General features: G+C 71.6%; 21 protein-coding genes, 1 tRNA gene and 1 pseudogene. 9 read left to right on the plus strand and 14 right to left on the minus strand.

The window, feature by feature from the left end; all coding sequences use genetic code 11:
• Positions 1-110 precede the first annotated feature (110 nt).
• A pseudogene (locus R8Z57_RS09330) lies at positions 111-584 on the minus strand (SRPBCC family protein); the annotation flags it as partial.
• A 152-nt stretch (positions 585-736) separates the two neighbouring features.
• Between R8Z57_RS09330 and R8Z57_RS09335 the strand changes: the two are divergent.
• The 3 genes from R8Z57_RS09335 (at position 737) to R8Z57_RS09345 (ending at position 4,378) form a co-directional block, all read left to right on the plus strand.
• Positions 737-1,411 carry an SIMPL domain-containing protein gene (locus R8Z57_RS09335; RefSeq protein WP_318353474.1) on the plus strand — a complete coding sequence of 225 codons (675 nt, stop codon included), beginning with the start codon at positions 737-739 and terminating at the stop codon, positions 1,409-1,411.
• 80 nt (positions 1,412-1,491) lie between these two features.
• The gene (locus R8Z57_RS09340) at positions 1,492-2,838 is read left to right on the plus strand and encodes a M20/M25/M40 family metallo-hydrolase (RefSeq protein ID WP_318353475.1); all 1,347 of its coding nucleotides are present in this window, start codon (positions 1,492-1,494) and stop codon (positions 2,836-2,838) included.
• Between the two features lie 61 nt (positions 2,839-2,899).
• A complete protein-coding gene (locus tag R8Z57_RS09345; protein ID WP_318353476.1) occupies positions 2,900-4,378 on the plus strand; it encodes an MFS transporter in 1,479 nt (492 codons plus the stop codon).
• Between the two features lie 16 nt (positions 4,379-4,394).
• On the opposite strand, the gene smpB is transcribed toward R8Z57_RS09345, so the two are convergent.
• The 4 genes from smpB to prfB all read right to left on the minus strand — a co-directional run bounded on the left by smpB (position 4,395) and on the right by prfB (position 8,183).
• Positions 4,395-4,871, minus strand: coding sequence for an SsrA-binding protein SmpB (gene smpB, locus R8Z57_RS09350; protein ID WP_318353477.1), 477 nt, complete (start codon positions 4,869-4,871; stop codon positions 4,395-4,397).
• Positions 4,872-4,947: 76 nt separating this feature from the next.
• Complete coding sequence (gene ftsX, locus R8Z57_RS09355) at positions 4,948-5,862, minus strand: permease-like cell division protein FtsX (RefSeq protein ID WP_318353478.1); 915 nt, start codon at positions 5,860-5,862, stop codon at positions 4,948-4,950.
• Positions 5,859-6,998, minus strand: a complete 1,140-nt coding sequence (ftsE, locus tag R8Z57_RS09360; protein WP_318353479.1) for a cell division ATP-binding protein FtsE — start codon at positions 6,996-6,998, stop codon at positions 5,859-5,861. The genes ftsX and ftsE overlap by 4 nt, the downstream gene beginning before the upstream one ends.
• A gap of 72 nt (positions 6,999-7,070) precedes the next feature.
• Complete coding sequence (gene prfB / locus R8Z57_RS09365) at positions 7,071-8,183, minus strand: peptide chain release factor 2 (protein WP_318353480.1); 1,113 nt, start codon at positions 8,181-8,183, stop codon at positions 7,071-7,073.
• Positions 8,184-8,265: 82 nt separating this feature from the next.
• Between prfB and R8Z57_RS09370 the strand changes: the two genes are divergently transcribed.
• Both R8Z57_RS09370 and R8Z57_RS09375 read left to right on the plus strand, forming a co-directional pair.
• Positions 8,266-9,525 carry an MFS transporter gene (locus R8Z57_RS09370; RefSeq protein WP_318353581.1) on the plus strand — a complete coding sequence of 420 codons (1,260 nt, stop codon included), beginning with the start codon at positions 8,266-8,268 and terminating at the stop codon, positions 9,523-9,525.
• On the plus strand, positions 9,522-9,881 hold the full coding sequence (locus R8Z57_RS09375; RefSeq protein ID WP_318353481.1) for a hypothetical protein: 360 nt from the start codon (positions 9,522-9,524) through the stop codon (positions 9,879-9,881). The genes R8Z57_RS09370 and R8Z57_RS09375 overlap by 4 nt, the downstream gene beginning before the upstream one ends.
• 27 nt (positions 9,882-9,908) lie before the next feature.
• Here the strand turns inward: R8Z57_RS09375 and R8Z57_RS09380 are convergent, their stop codons facing one another.
• Positions 9,909-10,883: a helix-turn-helix domain-containing protein gene (locus tag R8Z57_RS09380; protein WP_318353482.1), complete on the minus strand. Its 975-nt coding sequence runs from the start codon at positions 10,881-10,883 to the stop codon at positions 9,909-9,911.
• Positions 10,884-11,006: 123 nt separating this feature from the next.
• On the opposite strand from R8Z57_RS09380, the gene R8Z57_RS09385 reads away from it, so the two are divergent.
• Complete coding sequence (locus tag R8Z57_RS09385; protein WP_318353483.1) at positions 11,007-14,861, plus strand: S8 family serine peptidase; 3,855 nt, start codon at positions 11,007-11,009, stop codon at positions 14,859-14,861.
• A 58-nt stretch (positions 14,862-14,919) separates the two neighbouring features.
• On the opposite strand, the gene R8Z57_RS09390 is transcribed toward R8Z57_RS09385, so the two are convergent.
• The 8 genes from R8Z57_RS09390 to R8Z57_RS09425 form a co-directional block, all read right to left on the minus strand.
• A complete protein-coding gene (locus R8Z57_RS09390) occupies positions 14,920-15,741 on the minus strand; it encodes a serine protein kinase RIO (RefSeq protein WP_318353484.1) in 822 nt (273 codons plus the stop codon).
• A 279-nt stretch (positions 15,742-16,020) separates the two neighbouring features.
• Positions 16,021-16,404, minus strand: coding sequence for a pilus assembly protein TadG-related protein (locus R8Z57_RS09395; RefSeq protein ID WP_318353485.1), 384 nt, complete (start codon positions 16,402-16,404; stop codon positions 16,021-16,023).
• A 68-nt stretch (positions 16,405-16,472) separates the two neighbouring features.
• Entirely contained in the window at positions 16,473-16,949 is a 477-nt protein-coding gene (locus R8Z57_RS09400; RefSeq protein ID WP_318353486.1) for a TadE family protein, read from the minus strand.
• Entirely contained in the window at positions 16,924-17,337 is a 414-nt protein-coding gene (locus tag R8Z57_RS09405; RefSeq protein ID WP_318353487.1) for a TadE/TadG family type IV pilus assembly protein, read from the minus strand. The genes R8Z57_RS09400 and R8Z57_RS09405 overlap by 26 nt, the downstream gene beginning before the upstream one ends.
• Before the next feature lie 25 nt (positions 17,338-17,362).
• Positions 17,363-17,551 carry a hypothetical protein gene (locus R8Z57_RS09410; RefSeq protein WP_318353582.1) on the minus strand — a complete coding sequence of 63 codons (189 nt, stop codon included), beginning with the start codon at positions 17,549-17,551 and terminating at the stop codon, positions 17,363-17,365.
• A gap of 33 nt (positions 17,552-17,584) precedes the next feature.
• Positions 17,585-18,517, minus strand: a complete 933-nt coding sequence (locus R8Z57_RS09415; RefSeq protein WP_318353488.1) for a type II secretion system F family protein — start codon at positions 18,515-18,517, stop codon at positions 17,585-17,587.
• A complete protein-coding gene (locus tag R8Z57_RS09420; protein WP_318353489.1) occupies positions 18,514-19,374 on the minus strand; it encodes a type II secretion system F family protein in 861 nt (286 codons plus the stop codon). Before R8Z57_RS09420 ends, R8Z57_RS09415 begins: the two co-directional genes overlap by 4 nt.
• Complete coding sequence (locus R8Z57_RS09425) at positions 19,371-20,519, minus strand: CpaF family protein (RefSeq protein WP_318353490.1); 1,149 nt, start codon at positions 20,517-20,519, stop codon at positions 19,371-19,373. Before R8Z57_RS09425 ends, R8Z57_RS09420 begins: the two co-directional genes overlap by 4 nt.
• 102 nt (positions 20,520-20,621) lie before the next feature.
• Between R8Z57_RS09425 and R8Z57_RS09430 the strand changes: the two genes are divergently transcribed.
• The 3 genes from R8Z57_RS09430 (at position 20,622) to R8Z57_RS09440 (ending at position 21,815) form a co-directional block, all read left to right on the plus strand.
• Positions 20,622-20,828 carry a PLDc N-terminal domain-containing protein gene (locus R8Z57_RS09430; RefSeq protein WP_318353491.1) on the plus strand — a complete coding sequence of 69 codons (207 nt, stop codon included), beginning with the start codon at positions 20,622-20,624 and terminating at the stop codon, positions 20,826-20,828.
• A 72-nt stretch (positions 20,829-20,900) separates the two neighbouring features.
• Positions 20,901-20,982: transfer RNA gene (locus R8Z57_RS09435), tRNA-Leu, on the plus strand.
• A gap of 47 nt (positions 20,983-21,029) precedes the next feature.
• Positions 21,030-21,815: a DedA family protein gene (locus R8Z57_RS09440; RefSeq protein ID WP_318353492.1), complete on the plus strand. Its 786-nt coding sequence runs from the start codon at positions 21,030-21,032 to the stop codon at positions 21,813-21,815.
• The last annotated feature ends 8 nt before the right edge of the window (positions 21,816-21,823 follow it).

Consider the following 21,823-nt stretch of genomic DNA (forward strand, 5'->3'; position numbering starts at 1 on the left):
GACTCCACCGCGTCGATCGACGTCGCGACCCCGTTCCACTCTTCGTCGGTCGCCGACTCGACCGGCTCCCGGCTTGTGCTCGCCGCCGACTTCTCGTGCTCGTGGGTCCCGGCGATCTCGCGCTCGGCGGTGGTCGGCTCGCGGCGGTCGGCCGCCCGTCCCTCGGCGAGATAGGCGAGCCGATGCAGTGTCTCGGCGTTGCGCCAGTGCAGAGGGATGTCGAGCAGCTGCTGCGGCACGAAGCGTCCGGGACCGGCGACGGCCTCCTCCTGGATGCGCACGAGGCACTCGTCGCCGCGCTGCTTCACCTCGATCGTCACGCGCGCCTCGCCGATCGGCCAGCCCCGCGCCCGCATCACCATCAGGCGCGACGGGATGAACTCCTCCACCACGGTCTTGTCGTTGATGAGCGCCGGCCACACGCCGAACGAGTGATGCAGCTCGGCGCCCGCCATGGGCCAGGTCTCGTCGACCTCACGCATGCGCGACGCGCCGACCACCCACGACGGGTAGAGCCATCCATCGCCCAGCACCTCGAACACGTCCTCGGGTGTGCACTGCAGCACCCTCACGTTGCGCGACATGGCGTCGCTCCTCCCTCGTCGGGTTCACCTGGTGTGTCGACGGTAGACCGGCGCGGTTGCGGCCAGGAGCGGGTTGCGTCGGCGTCCATCGTGTGGCACGGCGCCCGGCGCGACGTTTCCCGGCCGCGCCGGCGGGACGTAGAGTCGGCGTCATGAGCGACGTCGTCATCACGGTCCGCGGAGAGCACGAGACCCGCATCGCCCCCGAGCGTGCGATCGCCCACCTCACCATCCGCGCCGAAGGCCCGGAGCGTGGTGCGGTGGTCGAGCGCATGGCCGCACTCACCGAACCCGTGCGCGACGACCTGGCCGCCCGCCGATCGGCGGGAACCGTCGTGGAGTGGACCAGCCAGCGCGTGTCGGTGTGGTCGGAGCGCCCGTGGAACAACGAGGGCAAGCGGCTCGCCCCGGTGCACTACGCCACGGTGGACTACTCCGTGACCTTCACCGATTTCGCCGTGCTGTCGTGGTGGGCGGGCGAAGTCGCCGAGCGCGAGGGCGTGCAGCTGGGCTGGATCGAATGGAAGCTCACGCCCGAGACCCGCGCGAAGATCGAACGGGATGTCGCCACCGAGGCCGTCGGAGTCGCCGTCGCCCGTGCGAGCGCCTACGCGGGAGCCCTCGGGCTCGGCGACGTGACGGCGCTCGAGCTCGCCGACGTGGGACTGCTGACGCACCAGGATCGTCCGGAAGCGGCGCCCGCGGGCCGCATGCTGATGGCCAAGGCGTCGTTCGCGGCGGACGCCGGCGGTGCTCCCGCCGTGCAGCTGCAGCCGGAGGACATCGTCGTCTCCGCGGCCGTCGAGGCCCGGTTCGCCGCCCGATGAGCGGCGCCGATCACCCGCCGGCCCCGCAGCCCCGGGCCTCGGAGCCCCGGGCCCCGCAGCCCCGGGCGCCGGAGCCGCGGGTGCCGGAGCCGGGCGGACAGACCGCCGCTCGCCCGGGCATCGCCGAGCGCCTCTCGCGCATGATCCAGCTGCCGACCGTCTCGGCCGAGCGCGCCGAGCGCGGGCAGGCACCGTTCGAGGCGTTCGCGCAGCTGCTCGTCGAGCTCTACCCGCTCGTGCACGAGCATCTCGAGTTCGAGCGCATCGGCGAGCTGGGCCTGCTGTACCGCTGGCGCGGCCGCCGCTCCGAGGAGCCCGTCGTGCTGATGGCCCACTTCGACGTGGTCCCGGTGGACGAGAGCGACGCCTGGTCGCACCCGCCGTTCGACGGCCGTGTCGAACGCGGGTGGGTGTATGGCCGCGGCGCCCTGGACGACAAGGGGCCACTCGTGGTGGTCATGGATGCCGTCGAGAACCTCCTCGCGGCGGGGTTCATCCCCGCCCGCGACGTCTACCTGTCCTTCGGCGGCGACGAGGAGACCTTCGGTGGCGCCGCACGCATCATCGCCGAGACCCTCCGCGATCGCGGCATCGAGCCGTGGCTCGTCCTCGACGAGGGAGGTGCCGTCGTCGAGGCGCCCCTCCCCTTCGTCCGCGGGCGCGCGGCCATGGTCGGCGTCGGCGAGAAAGGCGTGCTCACGCTGCGCCTCAGCGCGCGCGGCGAAGGCGGCCACGCGTCTGCCCCGCCGGCGCGCACGGCCGTGCGACGGATCGCACGCGCGGTCGAGAGGCTCTCGCCGCGCACCTTCCCCGCTCGCACCCCGGCTGCGGTCTCGCGGATGCTGGAGCTCTTCGCTACGCGGGCCGACGGCATCCCCCGCCGCCTTTACCAAATGCTCTCGACGACACCGTGGCTGACCGCCCGGGTCTTCACCGCGATGGGCGGGGAACCGGCCGCCCTCGTGCGCACGACCGTGGCCGCCACGATGCAGTCCGGCGGCACCGCCGCGAACGTGCTGCCGTCGCAGGCCTCTGCGACGCTCAACCTCCGCATCGCGCTCGGCGAGTCCCTCGACGGCACCGTGCGGCGGGTGCGGCGGCGGATCGCCGACCGCCGAGTGCTCGTCGAGGTGCTCGAGGGCGACGGGCCCTCGCCCGAGTCGCCGACCGACAACGCGCAGTTCGCCCTCATCGCGCACGCCGTGGCCGTCTCGCACCCCGACGCCGCCACCGTCCCTTACGTCATGATGGCGGCCACCGATTCACGCCACTTCCACCGGTTCTCTCCCGCCGTGTACCGCTTCGCGCCGCTGGAGATGAGCAAGGCGCAACGCGCGTCGATCCACGGGGTCGACGAGCGGGTCGAGGTTGCCGCGCTCGAGCGCGGAGAGCTGTTCCACCGCACCCTGCTGCAGCGCCTAGAGTGATCGCACCCGCCTCCGGGCGGATCGGGGACCGGGGCTGGGGCCCATGAACGAAGGAGCACGGATGTCGCGCAGCGCCACGCCGTCACGCGTGACCCTCGGCACGCTGGCAGGCGTCGTCGGATTCCTGGCGTTCGTCGAGTTCACCAGCGGGGTGATCCAGGGCTACTACACGCCGATGCTCACCGACATCGCCCGCCATCTCGGCGTGCACGACGCGGACGTCAACTGGCTCGAGGGCACCCAGCTGATGCTCTCGGCGCTCGTGGTCCCCGCGTTCGCGAAGCTCGGCGACATGATCGGCCACAAGCGCATGCTCGTGGTGTCGACGGCGATCACGGCCGCGGCATCCCTGGTCCTGCCCTTCACCGACTCGTTCGGGGTGTTCCTCGCGGCGTGGGCGATCCAGGGCTTCTACGTCGTCTGGCTGCCGCTCGAGATCGCGCTCATCTGGTCGCGCTCGCGGCGCATGGACGGCCGCGCCACGATCACCGCACGCGCGGCCGGATTCCTCGTCGCCGCCCTCGAGACCGGGGCCATCGTGGGCGCGCTGGTGGGCGGAATGCTCATCGACAGCCTGCCGCTGTGGATCGTGCTGCTGGTGCCGGCTCTTCTCACGGTCGCGTGCTTCTTCGTGATCCTGTTCGGCGTGAAGGAGTCGCCCGAACCCACCGGCGGGCGCCTCGACACCGTCGGCCTCGTGCTCATCTCGATCGCGCTCATCGCCTTCACCGGCGGTCTCAGCCTGCTCCGCCTGAACGGACCGGCCGACCCCTTCGCGTGGGTGGTCACCGCGATCGGCGTGCTGCTGGTCGTGCCGTTCGCGCTGTGGGAGCTGCGTCACGACGACCCGCTCATCGACGTGCGCATGTTCCGCTCCCCCGCCCTCGGACCGGTGTTCCTCACCGCCGGCCTCTTCGGGGTCAGCGTGCTCGGCGCGCAGGCGCCGCTGTCGACGTTCGCCCGCACCGACCCCGAGACGTACGGGTACGGACTCGGCACGAGCGGCTTCCAGACCTCGCTCATCATCGGCGTGTACCTCATCGCCATGATCGTCGGCGCGCTCCTGTATCCGCTCATCGCGCGGCTCACCGCTCCCCGCCTGACGCTGATCGGCGCCGCGACCCTCGTCGGCATCGGCTTCCTGCTGTTCCTGCCGCTCCACGACACCTACACGCAGGTCGTCGTCAACATGGTCGTCGTCGGCCTCGGCTCGGGAGCCCTGGTCGCGGCGCTACCGGCGGCCGCGGCATCCGCTGCCCCTCACAGCCAGACCGGGGTCGCAACGGGACTGACGAACTCGGTCAAGACCGTGGGCGGGGCGATCGCCTCGTGCGTGTTCGGCATCGCGCTGCTGCACGGCGCGACGGGGGCCGCCGCCGAAGGCACGGCGGGTTCGTTCTCGGGCTACCTGACCGTGTGGATCGTCTGCGGCGCAACGGCGCTCGCGGCGGCGGTCCTGCTCTGCTTCGTGCCGAAGACCGCGTTCAGCGACCGCGCCTCGCACGCCGACACGGATGCCGCGGGGACGGTGGTGCGGTAGGTCCGCGGCCCGTCGCCTACTCGCCGAGGCGGTTGCGCGTGCGCATGGCGCGTTCGGCCTCGCGCTTGTCTTCGCGCTCGCGGATCGTCTGGCGCTTCTCGAACTCGCGCTTGCCCTTCGCGACCGCGATCTCGACCTTCGCGCGGCCGTCGCTGAAGTAGAGCTTCAGCGGCACCAGCGTGTAGCCGCCCGCCGAGATCGCGTGCGACAGCTTCACGATCTCTTCCTTGTGCAGCAGCAGCTTGCGCGTGCGCTTGGACGAGTGGTTGGTCCAATGACCCTGCGAGTACTCCGGGATGTGCACCGCGTCGAGGTAGGCCTCGCCGTTGTCGATGTAGGCGTAGCCGTCCGACAGGTTCGCCCGGCCCTCGCGCAGCGACTTGACCTCGGTGCCGGTCAGGACGAGCCCGGCCTCGTAGGTCTTCTCGATCGCGTACTCGTGTCGCGCGCGACGGTTGGTCGCCACGACCTTCTCCCCGCGTTCCCTGGGCATGGCGACTCCGTTCCGGTTTGCTGAGCTTGTCGACGCTGCCGTCCGCGCCGGACGGCAGCCTGTCAGTCTACCCCGATCAGGCGCGCAGCCAGCGCCGGATCGCGAAGCCGGCCGAGAGGGCCGCGAGCACGACGCCGATCAGGATGAGGATCGGCACCACCAGCCAGGCGTCGCCGAGGTCGACCCAGGTCGTCACGAAATCCACCCGGTTGCGCAGGTAGTTGTCGACACCGAAGTGCACCCCCGCGATGACCGCCCCGCCCGCGAGCAGCGAGCCGAGCAGCGCCGCGAACACGCCCTCGAGGATGAAGGGCGTCTGGATGAACCGATTGGATGCCCCGACCAGGCGCATGATGCCCAGCTCGCGTCTTCGCGCGTAGGCCGAGAGTCGGATGGTCGTCGCGATCAGGAGCACGGCGGCGATCAGCATCAGCGCCGCGATCCCGACCGCGATGTACGTGGCGATCGTCAGCGCCGAGAAGAGCGGTTCGAGGTACTGCAGCTGATCCTGCACCTGCTCGACGCCGACGGTGCCCGAGAAGGCCTCGATGATGACGTCGGACTGCGTGGGATCGACCAGCGTGATGCGGAAGGTCTCGTTGACCTGGTCGGGCGTCAGCACGCTGGCGTCCTGGTCGCCCACGAGGTCGAGGAGCTCCTGATACGCCTGGTCGTGGTCGAGGAACACCATGTTCCGGATGAGCGGCGACAGGGCGCTCCCCTCCAGCTTGACGCGCACCTCTTCGGTCTGCTCGGGCGAGGCCTCGCCGGCCGTGCAGGTCGCCGCGAGCGAGATGTCGGTGCACATGTAGATCGCGACCTGGGCGCGGTCGACCCAGAAGTCGCGCATCGTGCCGATCTGCATCTGCATGAGGATCGCCGCGCCCACGAAGGTCAGCGACACGAACGTCACGAGCACGACCGAGACGACCATCGAGACGTTGCGGCGGAGGCCGGTGAAGGCCTCCGACATGATGAGTCCGAACCTCATGAGGTGGGCCCCACTTCGTCGTCGGGGTCGGTCTCGCCCAGGCCCAGCCGGTCGGCGAGCCCGAGCTCGGCCACCTCGATCTGCTCGAGGTCGATCACGGGGATGGCCTGCGTCTGCGACGCCGGCACCGGGGCGACGGATGCCTCCGCCGGCGGTGCGTCGTCGGCGACGGGCTCTTCGTCGGCATGCGCCAGCGCCTCGGCCTGCTGCGCCTCCGCGGCGGTCACCGCGACCGCTGCCGCGGCGGCTGCCGCCGCAGCGGCGACCCCTGCGGAGGCGGAGGCGGCGTCGGCGGGCACTTCGGCCTCGTCGTCGTCGGGCGGGACGGCGGTGGGGTCGAGGCCCGCCGCCGCGGCGATCGCCGCCTCGCGCTGCACCTCGAGCACGGCCGTCAGGGCGGCGACGGCCGCCGCGCCGCGTTCGGGCTCCGGCGCCAGGCTCGGCAGGGCCGAGCGGTCGCCATAGCCGCCGTGCCGCTCGTCTCGGACCATCTCGCCGTGCCGCAGCTCGATCACCCGACGCTGCATCTGGTCGACGAAGCCGGCCTCGTGGGTGGCCATCACCACCGTGGTGCCGCCGGCGTTGATGCGCGCGAGCAGCTGCATGATGTCGACTGACGTGGCCGGGTCGAGGTTGCCGGTCGGCTCGTCGGCGAGGAGGATCTGCGGCCGGTTCACCAGGGCGCGGGCGATCGCCACGCGCTGCTGCTCACCGCCCGACAGCTCGTGCGGGAACCGCTTCTCCTTGCCCGCGAGCCCGACGAGGGCGAGCACCTCCGGCACCGCCTGCTGGATGAAGCCGCGGGAGGAGCCGATGACCTGCAGCGTGAACGCGACGTTCTGGAACACCGTCTTGGTCGGCAGGAGCCGGAAATCCTGGAAGACCGCGCCGATGTGCCGGCGGAAGTAGGGCACCTTGCGGTTCGACAGCGTGCGCAGATCGCGTCCGAGCACGACCACGCGCCCCTCGCTCGGCGTCTCCTCACGGAGGACGAGCCGCAGGCAGGAGGACTTCCCCGATCCCGACGCGCCGACGAGGAAGACGAACTCCCCGCGCTGCACCTCGAAGTCGACGTCGCTCAGGGCAGGTTTGGAAGTGCCGCGAAAGCGCTTCGTGACGTTCTCGAACCGGATCATGGCCTAACGAGCCTATGCGGCCGCCCCGTCAGCGTGTCGAGCGACACTCAGAGGCGCGGCATCCGTCGCCTGTCAGTCGTCGTCGTCCTTGCGCTTGCGCCAGCGGATGCCCGCCGAGATGAAGCCGTCGAGATCGCCGTCGAAGACGACTGCGGGGTTGCCGACCTCGTGGCCGGTGCGGAGGTCCTTGACGAGCTGCTGCCCGTAGAGGAAGTACGAGCGCATCTGGTCGCCCCAGCTCGCGGTGATGACACCGGCGAGCTCCTTCTTCTTCGCGGCCTCCTCTTCGCGCTGCAGCAGCATGAGGCGGGTCTGCAGCACGCGCATGGCGGCCGCGCGGTTCTGGATCTGCGACTTCTCGTTCTGCATCGACACGACGATGCCCGTCGGGAGGTGCGTGAGGCGCACGGCGGAGTCCGTCGTGTTGACCGACTGCCCGCCGGGGCCCGAGGAGCGGAAGACGTCGACCCGGATGTCGCCCTCGGGGATGTCGACCTCGACAGCCTCCTCCATCACCGGGATGACCTCGACGGCGGCGAACGACGTCTGACGCTTGTCGGCCGAGCCGAAGGGGCTGATGCGCGCGAGGCGGTGGGTGCCGGCCTCGACCGACAGGGTGCCGTACGCGTACGGCGCGTCGATCTCGAACGTGGCGGACTTGATGCCCGCGCCCTCGGCGTAGGAGGTGTCCATCACCTTCACCGGGTACTTGTGCCGCTCGGCCCAGCGCAGGTACATGCGCAGCAGCATCTCGGCGAAGTCGGTGGCGTCGTCGCCGCCCGCACCGGAGCGGATGGTGACGACCGCCGCGCGCTCGTCGTACTCGCCGTCGAGGAGCGTCTGCACCTCGAGCTGGCTGACGATGTCTTCGAGCTCGGCGATCTCGTGACGCGCCTCTTCGGCGGAGTCCTCGTCGTCCATCTCGTTGGCGAGCTCGACGAGGACGTCGAGGTCGTCGAGGCGCTGCTCCACGTCGGAGATGCGCTTGAGCTCGGCCTGGCGGTGACTGAGGGCGCTGGTGACCTTCTGAGCCTTCTCGACGTCGTCCCACAGGTCGGGGGCGCCGGCCTCCTCGCTGAGGCGGGCGATGTCGGCGGTGAGTGCCTCGACGTCGACCACGGCCTTGATGTCGGCGAACGTGGAACGCAGGGCCTGGATGTCGGCGGAGGGATCGAAGTCGAGCATGACACTCCAGACTAACGTGGAAGAAGTGACCGATCGCGCCGACTCCCCCACCGCCCGCGACGTGCTGTGGCGGTTCGGCCCCATGGTCTACGGCCCGACGGTGCTCTTCGCCCTCGGGGAAGGCGCCGTGATCCCGCTGATCCCGGTCATCGCCGCGCAGCTGGGCGCCGATGTCGCGACCGCCGCGCTCGTCGCCTCGGCGCTCGTCGTCGGGCAGCTCTGCGGCAACATCCCGGCCGGCTGGGCGGTCGCCCGCATCGGCGAGCGCCTCACGATGGCGATCGCGGGCGTCGTGTCGCTCGCCGGCGTCGTCGGCATGGCGCTCGCGCCCGCGCTGGGCGTGTTCGCGATCGCGGTGTTCCTGATCGGCTTCTGTGCGGCGGCGTTCGGCCTCGCGCGCCACTCGTTCATGACGACGCGCGTCCCACTGGCCTTCCGGGCGCGGGCGCTGTCGCTCCTCGGGGGCACCTTCCGCCTCGGCATGTTCGTGGGACCGTTCGTGGCGGCCGCCCTCCTCGCCCTCTTCGGCGACGAGCACGCCACGATCTGGTTCTTCGGCGGCTGCCTCGTGGCCACCGTGCTGCTGGTGCTCTTCGGCCCCGACCCCGAGAAGCGGTTCCTGGCGCCGCAGACCGGCTCCGCGCGCAACGGCGTGGAGACCGAGGACACCGGCGAGCCCGTCACCGGGTCGATCCCCGTCCGCCGCACACGGGAGCCGGAGACGAGGTCGGGCCCGGGCACCGGCGTCATCCGGACGATGTGGCGCCACCGGCGGGTGCTCTCGACGCTCGGCCTGGCCGCGGCATCCCTCTCCGCCGTCCGTTCGGCCCGGCAGGTCGTGCTGCCGCTGTGGGGCGTGTCGATCGGGCTGGACGCCCAGACCATCGCCCTCGTGGTCGGCGTCTCGGGAGCCATCGACTTCGCCCTCTTCTACGCGAGCGGCCAGGTGATGGACCGTTTCGGGCGGCTCTGGGCGGCTCTTCCGGCCATGGTCCTCATGGGCGCCGGGTTCGTCGCGCTGTCGTTCACGCACGATCTGCCGCAGGCGGCGATGTGGTTCGCGATGTTCGCCGCGGTGCTGGGCGTGGGCAACGGGCTCTCGAGCGGCATCCTCCTCACGCTCGGTGCGGATGTCGCGCCCAAGGCAGACCCCGCGCCGTTCCTCGGGTCGTGGCGCACCCTCACCGACGCCGGCGGCGCCGTCGCCCCGCTGCTGGTGTCGGGCATCGCCGCGGTGGCATCGCTCGCGGTCGCGAGCGGGGTCATGGGCGCGGTCGGACTCCTCGGAGCCCTGGCCTTCGTGCGGTGGGTGCCGCGCTACGCTCCGCGGCGGCAGCCGTGAGCGAGGCCGCGCCGGCCGCCGCGGACCATGGCGTCGTGCGATTCTGCCGCAGCCGCAGCGCCGGCCGTCGGTGCACCCGCCCGCTCGGCCACCCCGGCCTGCATCGGCACCGCACGATCATGTGGACGGATGCCGCAGCCGACCCCGCGCGCTGCCCCGGCTCGGATGAGCCCGATGCGCCGGCGGCCCGGCTGGCCGACGGCTTCCCGGACGGCCGGGCGCTGTGCCCGGTCTGCCTGCGGTTCGTCGCGCTCACCGAAGACGGCCGGCGGATCGAACACGACACCACGGATGCCGCCGAGACGGCGACCGAGGCCCGCCGCAGACGGGAATGGTTCAACACCCACGGCTGGTAGCGGCATCCGTCGGTCGCGGCGTCCGCCTCACACCCAGGAGCGGCGCACCGCCTCGGCGCCGAGCTGCATGCGGGTGGTGACGCCGGCGGTGTCCATGAGCTCGGCCACCCGGCGCTGCACCGTGCGCAGCGAGATGCCGAGCTGGGTCGCGGCCGCGGCATCCGTCACGCCGAGCAGCAGCAGGCGCAGCAGGTCGCGGTCCACCTCCTCGGTGGTGGGCACCGCGGCGATGGGGAGGAACTCCGTCGCGGAGCGCCAGTACTCCTCGAAGATCGAGGTGACGAGATCCAGCAGGCCGCTCGGGTGGATGAGCAGCGCGCCGAATCCCTCGTCCTCGTCTTGCGAGTGCATCGGCACAAGGGCCATCTGGTCGTCCGCGATGAACATGCGCGTGGGAAGCGTCGGCAGCACCCGGATCTCCTCGCCGATCTGCGCCATCTCGCGCGCGGCGGTGAGGAAGCCGGGGCGCTCGAGCACCGCGCTCTCGACGATGACGCGGTAGCGGACGCCGCGGGCGAGGGCCCGGTCCTCCTCGATGTTGTCTTCGCCGCTGACGAGGGCCACCTCATGCAGCACGAGCACCCGCACCTGCTCCGTGGCAGCCGCCTGCAGCTGCGCGACCCGCTGCCGAACGGCGTCGTCGCCGATGACCACGTCGACCACGTCGGCGACGCTGCGCTGCTCGGCAGAACGGCGGTAGAGATCGCTCAGCTCGACGAGAGCCTCGTGCGCGCGGGTGAGGCCGCGCTCGCGCTCGAGCAGCAGCGGACGCAGCGAGATCGCCGGCGGCGAGGCCACGTAACGGTCGCTGTTCGACGCCTGCCGCGCGAGCAGCCCCAGGCGCTCCAGCTCGGCGACCATCGGACGCACCCGCGGCAGCGACATGCTGAGCGCCGACGCGATCTCGGGCGTCGAGGCCGACGGCTGCTGCAGGACGCAGCGGTAGACCGCGGTGTGGGCCTCGTCGAGGCCGAGCGCATCGAGCACCGTGTTCTCCCCCATGCCTCCATCGTCACCCGCCGACCGTGGCGGATGGTGGCCATGGCAGTTCTCCGCCACCCACTTTAGGCGGGACGGCGGCGAAGGTGGGGAGGACGAATCCCCACGACCCCGAGAGGCTCGCGCATGTCACGACCCCAGCCCTTCGGCCGTCGCCTCCGCCCGATCGTCGCCGCCACGAGCGGCCTGGCGATCGGCATCGCAGGCATCGGCCTCACGACTCTGCCGGCGGGCGCAAGCCCCACCCCAGACGCTCCCCCCGCGACGGGTGCGTCCGCCGGCAGCGCGCACACCGTCACCCTGATCACGGGCGACCGCGTCACGGTGACCGACCTCGCCGACGGCACGCACACGGTCTCCATCGACACCGCGGTCGATGGCGCCGGCGTGCAGACGTACGAGGTCGGCGACGACCTGCACGTCGTACCCCAGGGCGCCATGCCGTACCTGGCGGCCGGCGCCCTCGACGAAGACCTGTTCAACGTGTCGCTCCTCATCGAGTACGGCTACGACGACGCCTCGGTCGACGCCACCCCGATCATCGTCGAGCAGGACGACGCAGCCGCGCGCACGTTCGCCGCGCCCGTGCCGGGGATCGAGCTGCAGACCCCGCTCGAGAGCATCGGCGGTGCCGCCGCCACCCTCGGCCACGGCGACGCCGCCGCCGCCTGGCAGGCACTCACCGCGCCTTCTGCCCGCACCTTCTCGACGACCCCCGCGCTCGCAGGCGGCATCGAGGCGATCCACCTCGACGGCAAGGTGCGCGCCTCGCTCGACTCCAGCGTCCCCTACATCGACGCCCCCGAGGCCTGGGACCGCGGCCTCACCGGCGAGGGCGTCACCGTCGCCGTGCTCGACACGGGGTACGACGACACCCACCCCGATCTGCAGGGCCACGTGGCCGAGGGCTCGAAGAGCTTCGTCCCCGGCGAAGAGGTCGCCGCCGACCCCAACGGCCACGGCACGCACGTCGCCTCGACCATCGCCGGCACCGGCGCCGCGAGCGGAGGCACGCACCGCGGCGTGGCGGACGGCGCGCAGCTGCTCGTCGGCAAGGTGCTCGGCGCCGACGGCTACGGCCAGGACTCGTGGATCATCGAGGCCATGGAATGGGCCGGCCAGAACGCGCCGATCGTCTCCATGAGCCTCGGCTCGACCGAGGCGTCGGACGGCAAGGACCTCATGGCCGAGTCGCTCAACCGGATCGCCCAGGAGACCGGCGCCCTCTTCGTGGTCGCCGCGGGCAACGCCGGCGCGGCCGAGACCATCGGCGCCCCCGGCTCTGCCGCCGAGGCGTTCACGGTCGGCTCGGTCGATGACCCCGACGGCTACCTGTCGTACTTCACCAGCCAGGGGCCGCTCGCGCGCTCGGGCGCGATGAAGCCCGACGTGACCGGCCCCGGCAACAACGTCACCGCGGCGCGCTCCGCCGACAGCGGCGGCGAGGGCCCGTACATCGCGATGAGCGGCACGTCGATGGCGACGCCCCACGTCGCCGGTGCGGCAGCGATCCTCCTCGGCGCGCACCCGGAGTACACCGCCGCCCAGCTGAAGGCGGCGCTCGCGAGCACGGCCGTCGACCTGGGCTACACCCCGTACCAGGGCGGCTCGGGCGTCATCAACGTCGCCGCGGCGCTGGACGCGCCGGTCGTCGCATCGGGCTCGGGCGACTTCGGCATGCTCGCCTGGGGGCAGGAGCCGACTCCCGTCACGCGCGCGGTCGAGTTCACCAACCGCACGGATGCCGAGCTCACGGTCGCGCTCGAGGCCAGCCTCAGCGACACCACCCCCGGCGACGGCGGCGGCGACCCCGGCCCGATGTCTGCCGGCATCGCGTTCGACGCGCTGACGCTCGACACCGAGTCGCTCACGATCCCCGCCGGCGAGACCCGCACCGCGACGATGACCGTCGACCCGGCGAAGGTGCCCGCCGGCACGCAGCTGTCGGGCGCGCTCGTCGGCGCTGTCGACGGCGAGCCGGTCACCCGCACCGCCCTCGGCACGATCGCCGAGGCCGAGCGCTACGACCTCACCCTCACCGCGACGGACTTCGAGGGCAACCCGACGGAGACGTACGCCTTCCTGTGGAACCCGGCCACCCAGTTCGCCGAGCCCATCTACGTCGGCGGCGAGACCACCCTGCGCCTCATGAAGGGCGACTACTCGGTCGTCTCGTTCATGGAGCTCAACCGCACGCCCGACACCATCGCCAGTGTGCTCGTCGGCGAGCCGACGCTCGAGCTCGATGGCGACAAGACCGTCGCGTTCGACGCGCGCACCGCGAAGGAGGTCACCGTCGATGTCGGCGCCGCGGGCCTCGAGGCCGTCCACCGCCGCATGGACGTCAAGGTCGACGACTTCCTCGCGAGCGCGATGATGCCGGTCAAGACCGACGAGATGTGGGCGCAGCCGATGAAGATCGACGACGCCGACTTCGACTTCACGACGCGCTGGCGCCTCCAGACGCCGCTGCTCACGGTCTCCGACGGCAAGAAGCCTCTCGATCTGATCGTCTTCGGCGGCTCCGAGTGGCTGGACGGGTCGTTCAAGGCGCGCGCCGTCGACGGCGGCACCGGAACCCCCGAGGAGCTCGCCGCCGCGGGAGTCGCCGGCAAGATCGCCGTGGTCACCCGCACCGCCGAGCTGACGGCATCCCAGCAGGCCGCCAACGCGCTCGCCGCCGGCGCGAAGCTCCTCCTTCTCGTCAACGACGAGGACGGTGAGCACAACGACTGGGTGGGCTCGGAGGTGGACTACTCCGACATCGCCCTCCCGGTCGCGGGCATCAGCGGCGTCGAGGGTCGCGAACTGCTCGCGAAGCTCGGCGGCAAGAAGAAGGTCACGCTCTCAGCGGTGGGGGTTCCCGCCACCGAGGTGGTCTACGACATCGCGGAGTGGGGTGACGGCGAGATCCCCGAGGATCTGACCTACACGCACACCGCGGACGACCTCGCCCGCATCGACACCCGCTACCACGGCCAGGAGGAGCAGCTCGCCGAGTTCCGGTACGACTTCGTGCCGGGTGCCCAGTACGGCAGCGGCTTCCCCTACATCGCGCACCGGGGCATGGACCGCACGGAGTGGATCAACACCGACAACCTCCGCTGGAACCAGTGGGTCGCGGTCAGCTCGGTGATGTGGGAGATCCGCGACAAGCTGCGCACCTACGAGCCCGGCGAGCGCACCACCGAGGAGTACTTCGGCGGCATCGTGCGGCCGTACGTCGCCACCGGCTTCTGGGTGCCCTACCGCGTCTCGGACTACGCGCAGGTGAACATCCCGAGCTGGGCCGACGGCGGCAACGGTGACCACACCGGCACGTTCGACACGTGGATGCCCGACTCGACCGTTCAGCAGCACACCGACCTCTACCTGGACGGCGAGCTGATCAAGCAGACCGAGCACCAGGGTGCGAACGTGTTCGACCTTCCCGACGGCGAGCAGCAGTGGCGCGTGGTGAGCACCGCGACCCACGACGGCTCGCACCTCGCCGGGTCGACGAAGACGGTCAGCGACTGGACGTTCACCTCCGAGGGCAAGCTCGGCGACTGGAACTACCGGCTGCTGCCGCTCATCCAGGCGTACTACGACGTCGACGTCAACGAGAAGAACCTCGTGGGCGAGGGCCGCAAGAAGGGCACGGCGGTGACGCTCGGTCTCGAGCTCGGCCACGTCGCGGGCACGGTGCCCTCCGGCGCGATCACCGAGGCGACGCTCGAGGCGCGCAGCGAGAACGGCGAGTGGAAGCCGGTCGCGCTGAGCGGCGCCCAGACGGACGCCCCGACCGGCGCGGTCGAGCACGACGGCGGCATCTTCGTCGATAGCCGCGCCTGGGTGAGCGGGTACACCGCGCAGATCCCGGTGTCGGACAAGGGCGGCTGGGTCGACCTGCGTGTGACGGCCAAGGATGCCGCGGGCAACACCTTCTCGCAGGAGATCGAGAAGGCGTTCCAGGCGACGCCCGCAAAGGGCGTCCGCTGAGCTGACGCACGATGAGGGGTCCGGTCAGCCGACCGGGCCCCTCATCCGCGTCCGCGGATCACCACATCATCGCGATCAGGCGGCCGAACACCTCTTCCGGGTCGGTGTCGAGGCCGCGGCGTGCGAACCACGCGGCCACGTTGACGACGTCGCGATGCAGGAAGTCGAATCCCTGCGGATTCGCCGCCACGTCCACGATCTGCGGCAGATCGATGACGACGACACGACCGTGGTGCACCAGCAGGTTGTACGGCGACAGGTCGCCATGTGCGAACCCGGCGTGGGCGAACGCCTCGAGGATGCCGATGACCTGGGTGTAGGCATCCCGCAGCTCTTCGCCGTGGAGCCTGCTCTGCGCGAGGCGCGGCGCGGCGACCCGTCCGTCGCCGATGAACTCCATCAGGACCTCGGTGTCGCTGACCTGCACCGGGTACGGCACCGGCACGCCGGCCCGCCACGCGCGGCACAGCGCGTCGAACTCGCTCACCGCCCAGTGGCCCGCGGCCACGGTGCGGCCGAAGGACGACTTGCGCTGCACGGCCCGCGCGTCGCGGGTGTTGCGCATGGTGCGCCCCTCTTCGTAGCTGCCGGAGCGGTGGAAGTCGCTGTTATGCGACCCGCGGTAGCGCTTGGCCGCCAAGCGCACCCCGACGGTGCCGGGCACGGCGCGCTCGATGAGGTGGACGTCGGCCTCCTTGCCGGTCTTGACGACACCGAGCTCGGTGTCGAAGGCGCCCGCCGCGGTGACGAGCCACGCGGGATGCGGCAGCGGGCCTCGCTGGGCGGGAGGGGATGCCGGCCACGTGGACCAGCGTTGATCAGTTCCCGGTTCGAGCTCCGGGGTGAGAACAGAAGCGGACGCTTCGCGTTCGAATGACATCGGATGGACACTCCAAGACAGGAGGTCGCCGACGATCAGTGGGTGCGGACGACCTCGCGGAAGGGGGAAGAGCTGCGAGGCGCGACAAAGGCAGCCATCATGCGTCCTCCTTCCCTCGGGGTGCCGCGGCACCGGTCCGCCGATCACTCTAGCGCCGTCGTGGCGCGGCAGCCATCCTTTTCTCGCCGCCCGGCCACCCCGCCCCGCCACCCGGCCCGGCCACCCGGCCCGGCCACCCGGCCCGGCGCGCTCAGCGCATGGTCGTGCGGCTCGTCGCCCTCAGCGCAGGGCGGTGCGGCTCGTCGCCGTGGACTGGAGGGCGACACCGTCGGGGACGAAGACGGTGATGACAGGCGGATGCCACGACCCGGCGACCGTCACGCGCGCCGAAACGCCGTCGGGGCTCGCCGCCGAGACGAGCTGTGCCTCGCCGCCGAGGGCGGCGACCATGGCCTCGGCCTCACGGCGCACGCCCGCGTCGGACAGCGTGGCGACCGGCTCCCCGTCCGTCACCGACAGCTCGAAGCCGTCCGCAGCGGCGAGGGCGGCGGCATCCGCGACCGCGTCGAGCTGCTTCTGCGCGAGGTAGAGGCTGGTCGCGGCGGTGCACACGAGGACGACGGCGAGCGCCAGCACGGCGTAGCCGAGCGTCAGGATCAGCACGCTTCCTTCGTCGTCCGACCGGCGACGGATCCGACCGCGTTCATGGTCCCTCGCGACGCACCAGCACTTCATCGCTCGCTCCAGAACCGCGACACCTTGTGTGCTGCGGACGCTTCGACCGGGATCACGGCGATCTCATCGAGCCCGAGCACCGGCGGCACGAGCGGCAGCGCGACCTCCGCCCGCACGGTGATGTGGAGCGTCGCGCCCGCACGCGGGCAGGACGCTCCGGCGGGCGTGCAGGCGACGGACAGGTCGACGTGGTCGATGCCGTACTCCGCCGCGACCGCCGCCAGTACCGCGTCCGCCCGCGTGCGCGCGTCGTCGGCGTCCGACGCGGTGGAGACCGCCCGAGCCACGTGGCGGGCCGCCGCCTCCGCGCCCAGGCTCTGCCCCTGGATGAGACCGAGAGTGACGACGAGGTACACCAGCGGCACCAGCATCAGCAGCCCGACCACGATGAACTCGAGTGCCGCCGACCCGCGTTCGGGGTCGTCGTCGGGTGGCGGGCAGGTGAGGTCAGTCGAACGATTCGACGGGCGCATGCGCCGTCACCTCCAGCGAGCGCGGGGCGCCCAGCAGACCGATCAGCGGGAGCGTCGTGCGGATCCGCACCTCGACGGCGGCATGACCGAGCGCTGACGTCTCGTGCACCGTCACGTCGCCGGCGTAGTCGGCGCCGATCGTCCGCGAGACGATGTCGCGTGTGCGCTCGGCGCCATCGCCGAGCGACGTGTCTGCCAGTGCGGCGTGATAGGCACCCTCGACGGCGGCGTCGTGCACGACGTTGCGGACGTACACCGCCAGGCCGAACTGCAGCACGGCGAGCGTCAGCACCGTGAGGAGAGTGCCCACCAGGACGAACTCGACGGGACTGGACCCCTCCTCGTCGCGCAGCAGCGCCGCCGCGCGCGCACGAAGCCGCCGGATCACGCGACCCGCCGCGAGACGCACGACCCTAGAGCCCAGAGACGCGCGCGATGGCCTGCTCGAAGAGGTCGGCGAGCGCCGGGCCCGCCAGCGCCCAGATCACGACCACCAGCCCGGCGGTCATGAGCGTGATGAGGACCCAGCCCGGGACGTCACCCCGGTCGTCGTCCGCGAGGTCGTACAGCGCCGCGCGTGCCCGGGACGTGAGCCGCAGCATCCGTGCTTTCATCATTTTCTCCTTTCCGGCTGTTCAGCCGAGTCCGAGCCGAAGCATGAAGATCCCGGGGAAGACCGCGAACAGCACGCTCAGCGGCAGGATCAGGAAGACCAGCGGGAAGAGCATGTAGATCTCCTTCCGCCCGGCCCGTTCGATGAGCGTCCGCTTCGCGTCCTCGCGCGCGTCGGCGGCCTGCGCCTGCAGCACGTGCGCCAGCGGTGCGCCGCGCTCGATGGCCGCGACCAGCTGATCGACCGCCCGCGAGAGGGCGGGGATCTCGAGCCCTGCGGCCAGGCGGGTCAGCGACTCGCCCAGTGTCGATCCCGTTCCGACGGCCACGACGACTCCGCGCAGCTCCGTCGTCAGCTCCCCCGCACCGACCTCGCTGACGCGCCGCACGGCGTCGAGGATGCCCTCACCGGCCGAGAGGCACAGCGCCAGGAACTCCAGGACCGTGGGAAGCTCCTCCTCGATGCGGGCGGCACGGGCCTTCGCGGCTCTCGTGAGCCATGCGTCGTAGCCGAGGCCCGCGGCCACGGCAGCCACGGGAGGCAGCAGCCCGAGCGCTGCCGAGCCGCGCCCGGTGAGCACGAGCGCCACCACCAGCACCCCGCCGGCGCCCAGGCCGGCGATCGCCCAGCCGAGTTGGCGTCCGCGGAAGCGCGCCGGGTCGAGCGTCCAGCCGGCGCGGTGCAGGCGGCGCTCGAGCGCCGCGTCGCCGCCGGCCAGGCCGGAGAGCCGGGCCTGCACCAGCGTGGACCAGGCGAACGGCGAACGCAGCGGACCCGGCGCCGTCACGTCGAGCCCCCGTGGATCGGTGACGTCGCGGATGTAGGGCGCGATCCGTCGGGCCAGGCTCGGAGCGCCCCAGCGTGGAGCGAGCGAGACCAGGAGGCAGGCGCCCACGCCGAGCGCCGTGCCGAGCACGAGCGCGTAGGCGAGGTCGCCGGGCGCGAAGCCGCTCATCCGAACCACCGTCGCGGCTCGGGCAACCGGCCCAGGCGCAGCATGAGACGGTACGCGACCACCGAGACGGCCGCGCCGATGAGGATGAGCGCGACGCCGCCCGGGCTCGCGTACGCGCGAGACCCCTCGGGTCGCACCGCGAGGAGCGCGAGGATCACCCATGGTGCGACGACGCCCAGGACGGCCGCGCCGCGGATCCACGACTGACGTGACTCGACCTCGCCGCGCAAGGACGCGTCGGCCCGCACCGAGGTGGCGAGCGCGCGGAGCACCGCGGTGAGCTCCGTGCCGCCGACCTGCCGCGCCATGCGCAGCGTCTCGACGATACGGTCGGCCACGGGGTCGGCGAGGTTGGTCTTCAGCCGCTGGATGCTCGACTCGAAATGGCCGGACGCCGCCATGTCGCGACCGAACGCCGCGAACGCCGGCCGCAGCTCGCTGGGTGCGGAGTCCGCGAGGCTCGCCACCGCATCAGGCAGCGACATTCCGGCGCGCACCGAGGCGATGAGCAGATCGCAGACGTCGGGCCACAGCCCGCGGCGGGTGCGCAGCAGCTTCGACCGGCGCGCGCGCAGCCACGCGAACGGGGCGAGAGCCCCCGCCACCGCGGCGACGAGCGCGAGCGCCGCGACCGGCGCGATGAGCCAGGCGACCGCTCCGCCGACGAGCGCGCACGCTGCTGCGATGACGACGAGAGACACCTCCGAAGTGCGCGGCATCCCGGCATCTTCGAGCAGCCGCGCGAGTCGTCCGCGCCGCGGCTCGTCGGCACGACGCCGGGTTCTCGCCGGCCACAGCCAGGGCGAGGCGATCAGCAGCACACCGGCGGCGAGCACGGCGCCCCACACGAAGGTCATGCGGCATCCAGCCGGTACAGCGTCCGCGCAGCGATCGCACCGTCCTCGACGCCGGTCGGTGCCACTATCTCGACCACACGGCGCACGCCGGACGCGTCTCGCCGGCAGTGGGCGACGAGATCGACGGATGCCGCGACCGCCGGCAGCACGAAGCTCGAGTCGATGTTGCGCCCGGCCAGGAGGGGCAGCGCCGCGAGCTTGCCGAGCGCCTCACGCGCCGAGTTGGCGTGGATCGTCGCAGCTCCCGGCACCCCGGTGTTGAGTGCGAGCAGGAGATCGAGCGCCTCTGCGTCGCGCACCTCGCCCACGACGAGGCGGTCGGGACGCATGCGCAGGGCTTCCTTGACCAGCCGGCGGAGGGTCACCTCGCCGGTGCCCTCGAGGCTCGGCTGCCTTCCCTGGAGCGCGACCAGATCGGGCGCGCCGACCGCGAGCTCGAACGTCTCCTCCACCGTCACGATCCGGTGGTCGGGCGGGCAGGCGGCGATCAGGGCGCCGAGGAGCGTCGTCTTGCCTGCGTGCGTGGCCCCGGAGACGAGGACCGAGCGGCCGCCGACCATGGCGTCGCGCAGCAGCCCGGCCGCCTCGGGCGCGAGTGAGCCGGCGGCCACGAGCCGGCCCAGGTCGCGGTACGCCGGCAGGAACTTCCTGATGTTGACCGCCCAATGACGGCGCGTGATGTCGGGGATCACGACGTGCAGCCGGCTGCCGTCGGGCAGCGAGGCGTCCACGAACGGCTGGCTGAGGTCGACCCGGCGGCCGCTGGACTGCAGCATCCGCTCGACCAGATCGCGCACCGCGGTGTCGGTCAGCATCAGCGGTGTGCGCTCGGGCACGCCGCCCCGTGCGACGAAGATCCGGTCGGGCGCGTTGATCCAGAGCTCCTCGACCGTCGGATCGTCGAGGTAGGCCTGCAGCGGACCGAGACCCGCCACCGCGGCGAGCACCTCGCGCACGCACGCGGTCTCGTCGTCCACCGGCGCGAGCCCGCGGGCGAGTGCGAAGTCGTTGTGGCGTCGCACCTCGGCGCGCGCGACCTGTGCGGCGAACTCCGGGTCTCGGGTCGGGTCGGAGCGCTCCGCGCGGAGCCTTTCGCGCACCCGCTCGGCCACCAGGGTCGCAACGGGGGCGGCGGCGGAGGTCACCGCAGCATCCTCGCAATTCGCCGCCGCGTCAGCCGAAAGTTATCCACAGATGCGGTTGCGCCCAGGGCGGGGCAGGATGGAGGAACCGACGGAAGGACGATCATGACCAAGACGGAGATGGCGCCGGCGACGAAGGCCGGCCTCGGCATCCTGAGCATCGTGCAGGTCGCGTTCGCGTTCCTCGCCTTCTGGGATCTCGCCCACCGCGACCGCGACGAGGTGCGCGGACCGAAGGCGGCATGGATTCCCGCGATCCTCGTCAACTGGATCGGCCCGGCCAGCTACTTTCTGTTCGGCATCCGCCGATAGCCGAGCTGCTCGCGAAAACGGGGGCTGGCCCCACAGCCGACGCGCAGGCGCCTCAGTAGACTGAACCCACTCGCGGGAGTGGTGGAATTGGCAGACACGCAGGATTTAGGTTCCTGTGCCTCCGGGCGTGTGGGTTCAAGTCCCACCTTCCGCACGCGAATCCGCGCATCCTCCGCCGACTGACGACGGGAAACCCACACCGTGCACGCCGTTCCCACCGCCCTCATCCCGTGGCTCGATCCGGCCTCGATCATCGACTGGGCGGGCCCCTGGGCGCTCGCCGTCGTGTGCTTCATCGTCTTCGCCGAGACCGGCCTGCTCGTCGGGTTCCTCCTTCCGGGCGATACGCTGCTCGTGATCTCGGGGCTCCTCTCCCACCCGCAGGACTACGCCCCCAACGGCGTCTTCGGCCTGAGCGTCTGGTGGGTGGCACTGCTCATCGGCCTCGCGGCGTTCGTCGGCGGTGAGGTCGGGTACTACATCGGCCACAAGGGCGGCCCGTCGGTCTTCGAGAAGAAGGAATCCGGCCTCTTCAGCGTCAAGAACGTCGAGCGCACCAACGCGTTCTTCGCGCGCTTCGGCGGGCTGACGATCATCCTCGCCCGCTTCGTGCCGATCGTCCGCACGTTCGCCCCCGTCGCCGCCGGCGTCGGTCACATGAACAAGTGGAAGTACACGCTCTACAACTTCATCGGCGCCGTGATCTGGGGCTTCGGCCTCACGATGTTCGGCTACCTCATCGGCTTCATCCCGCCGGTCGCCGACTTCGTCGAGAACTACATCGACCTGATCCTGCTCGTCGCCGTCGGCGGGACCGCCGTCGTCACGCTGTGGCACTACCTGCGCGAGCGCAGCAAGGCCAAGAAGGCCGCCGCCGCCGGTGAAGACGTCGTCACCGATCACGACGAGGCCGAGGCCCTCGTGCTCGACCCCGAGGTGTTCGACCGCGGCCCCGAGCACCACGAGGGCGACGCGCCCAAGGCCTGAGGCCGCGG

This window comes from Microbacterium sp. M3, from assembly GCF_033548675.1.
GTDB classification, from domain to species: Bacteria; Actinomycetota; Actinomycetes; order Actinomycetales; family Microbacteriaceae; genus Microbacterium; species Microbacterium arthrosphaerae.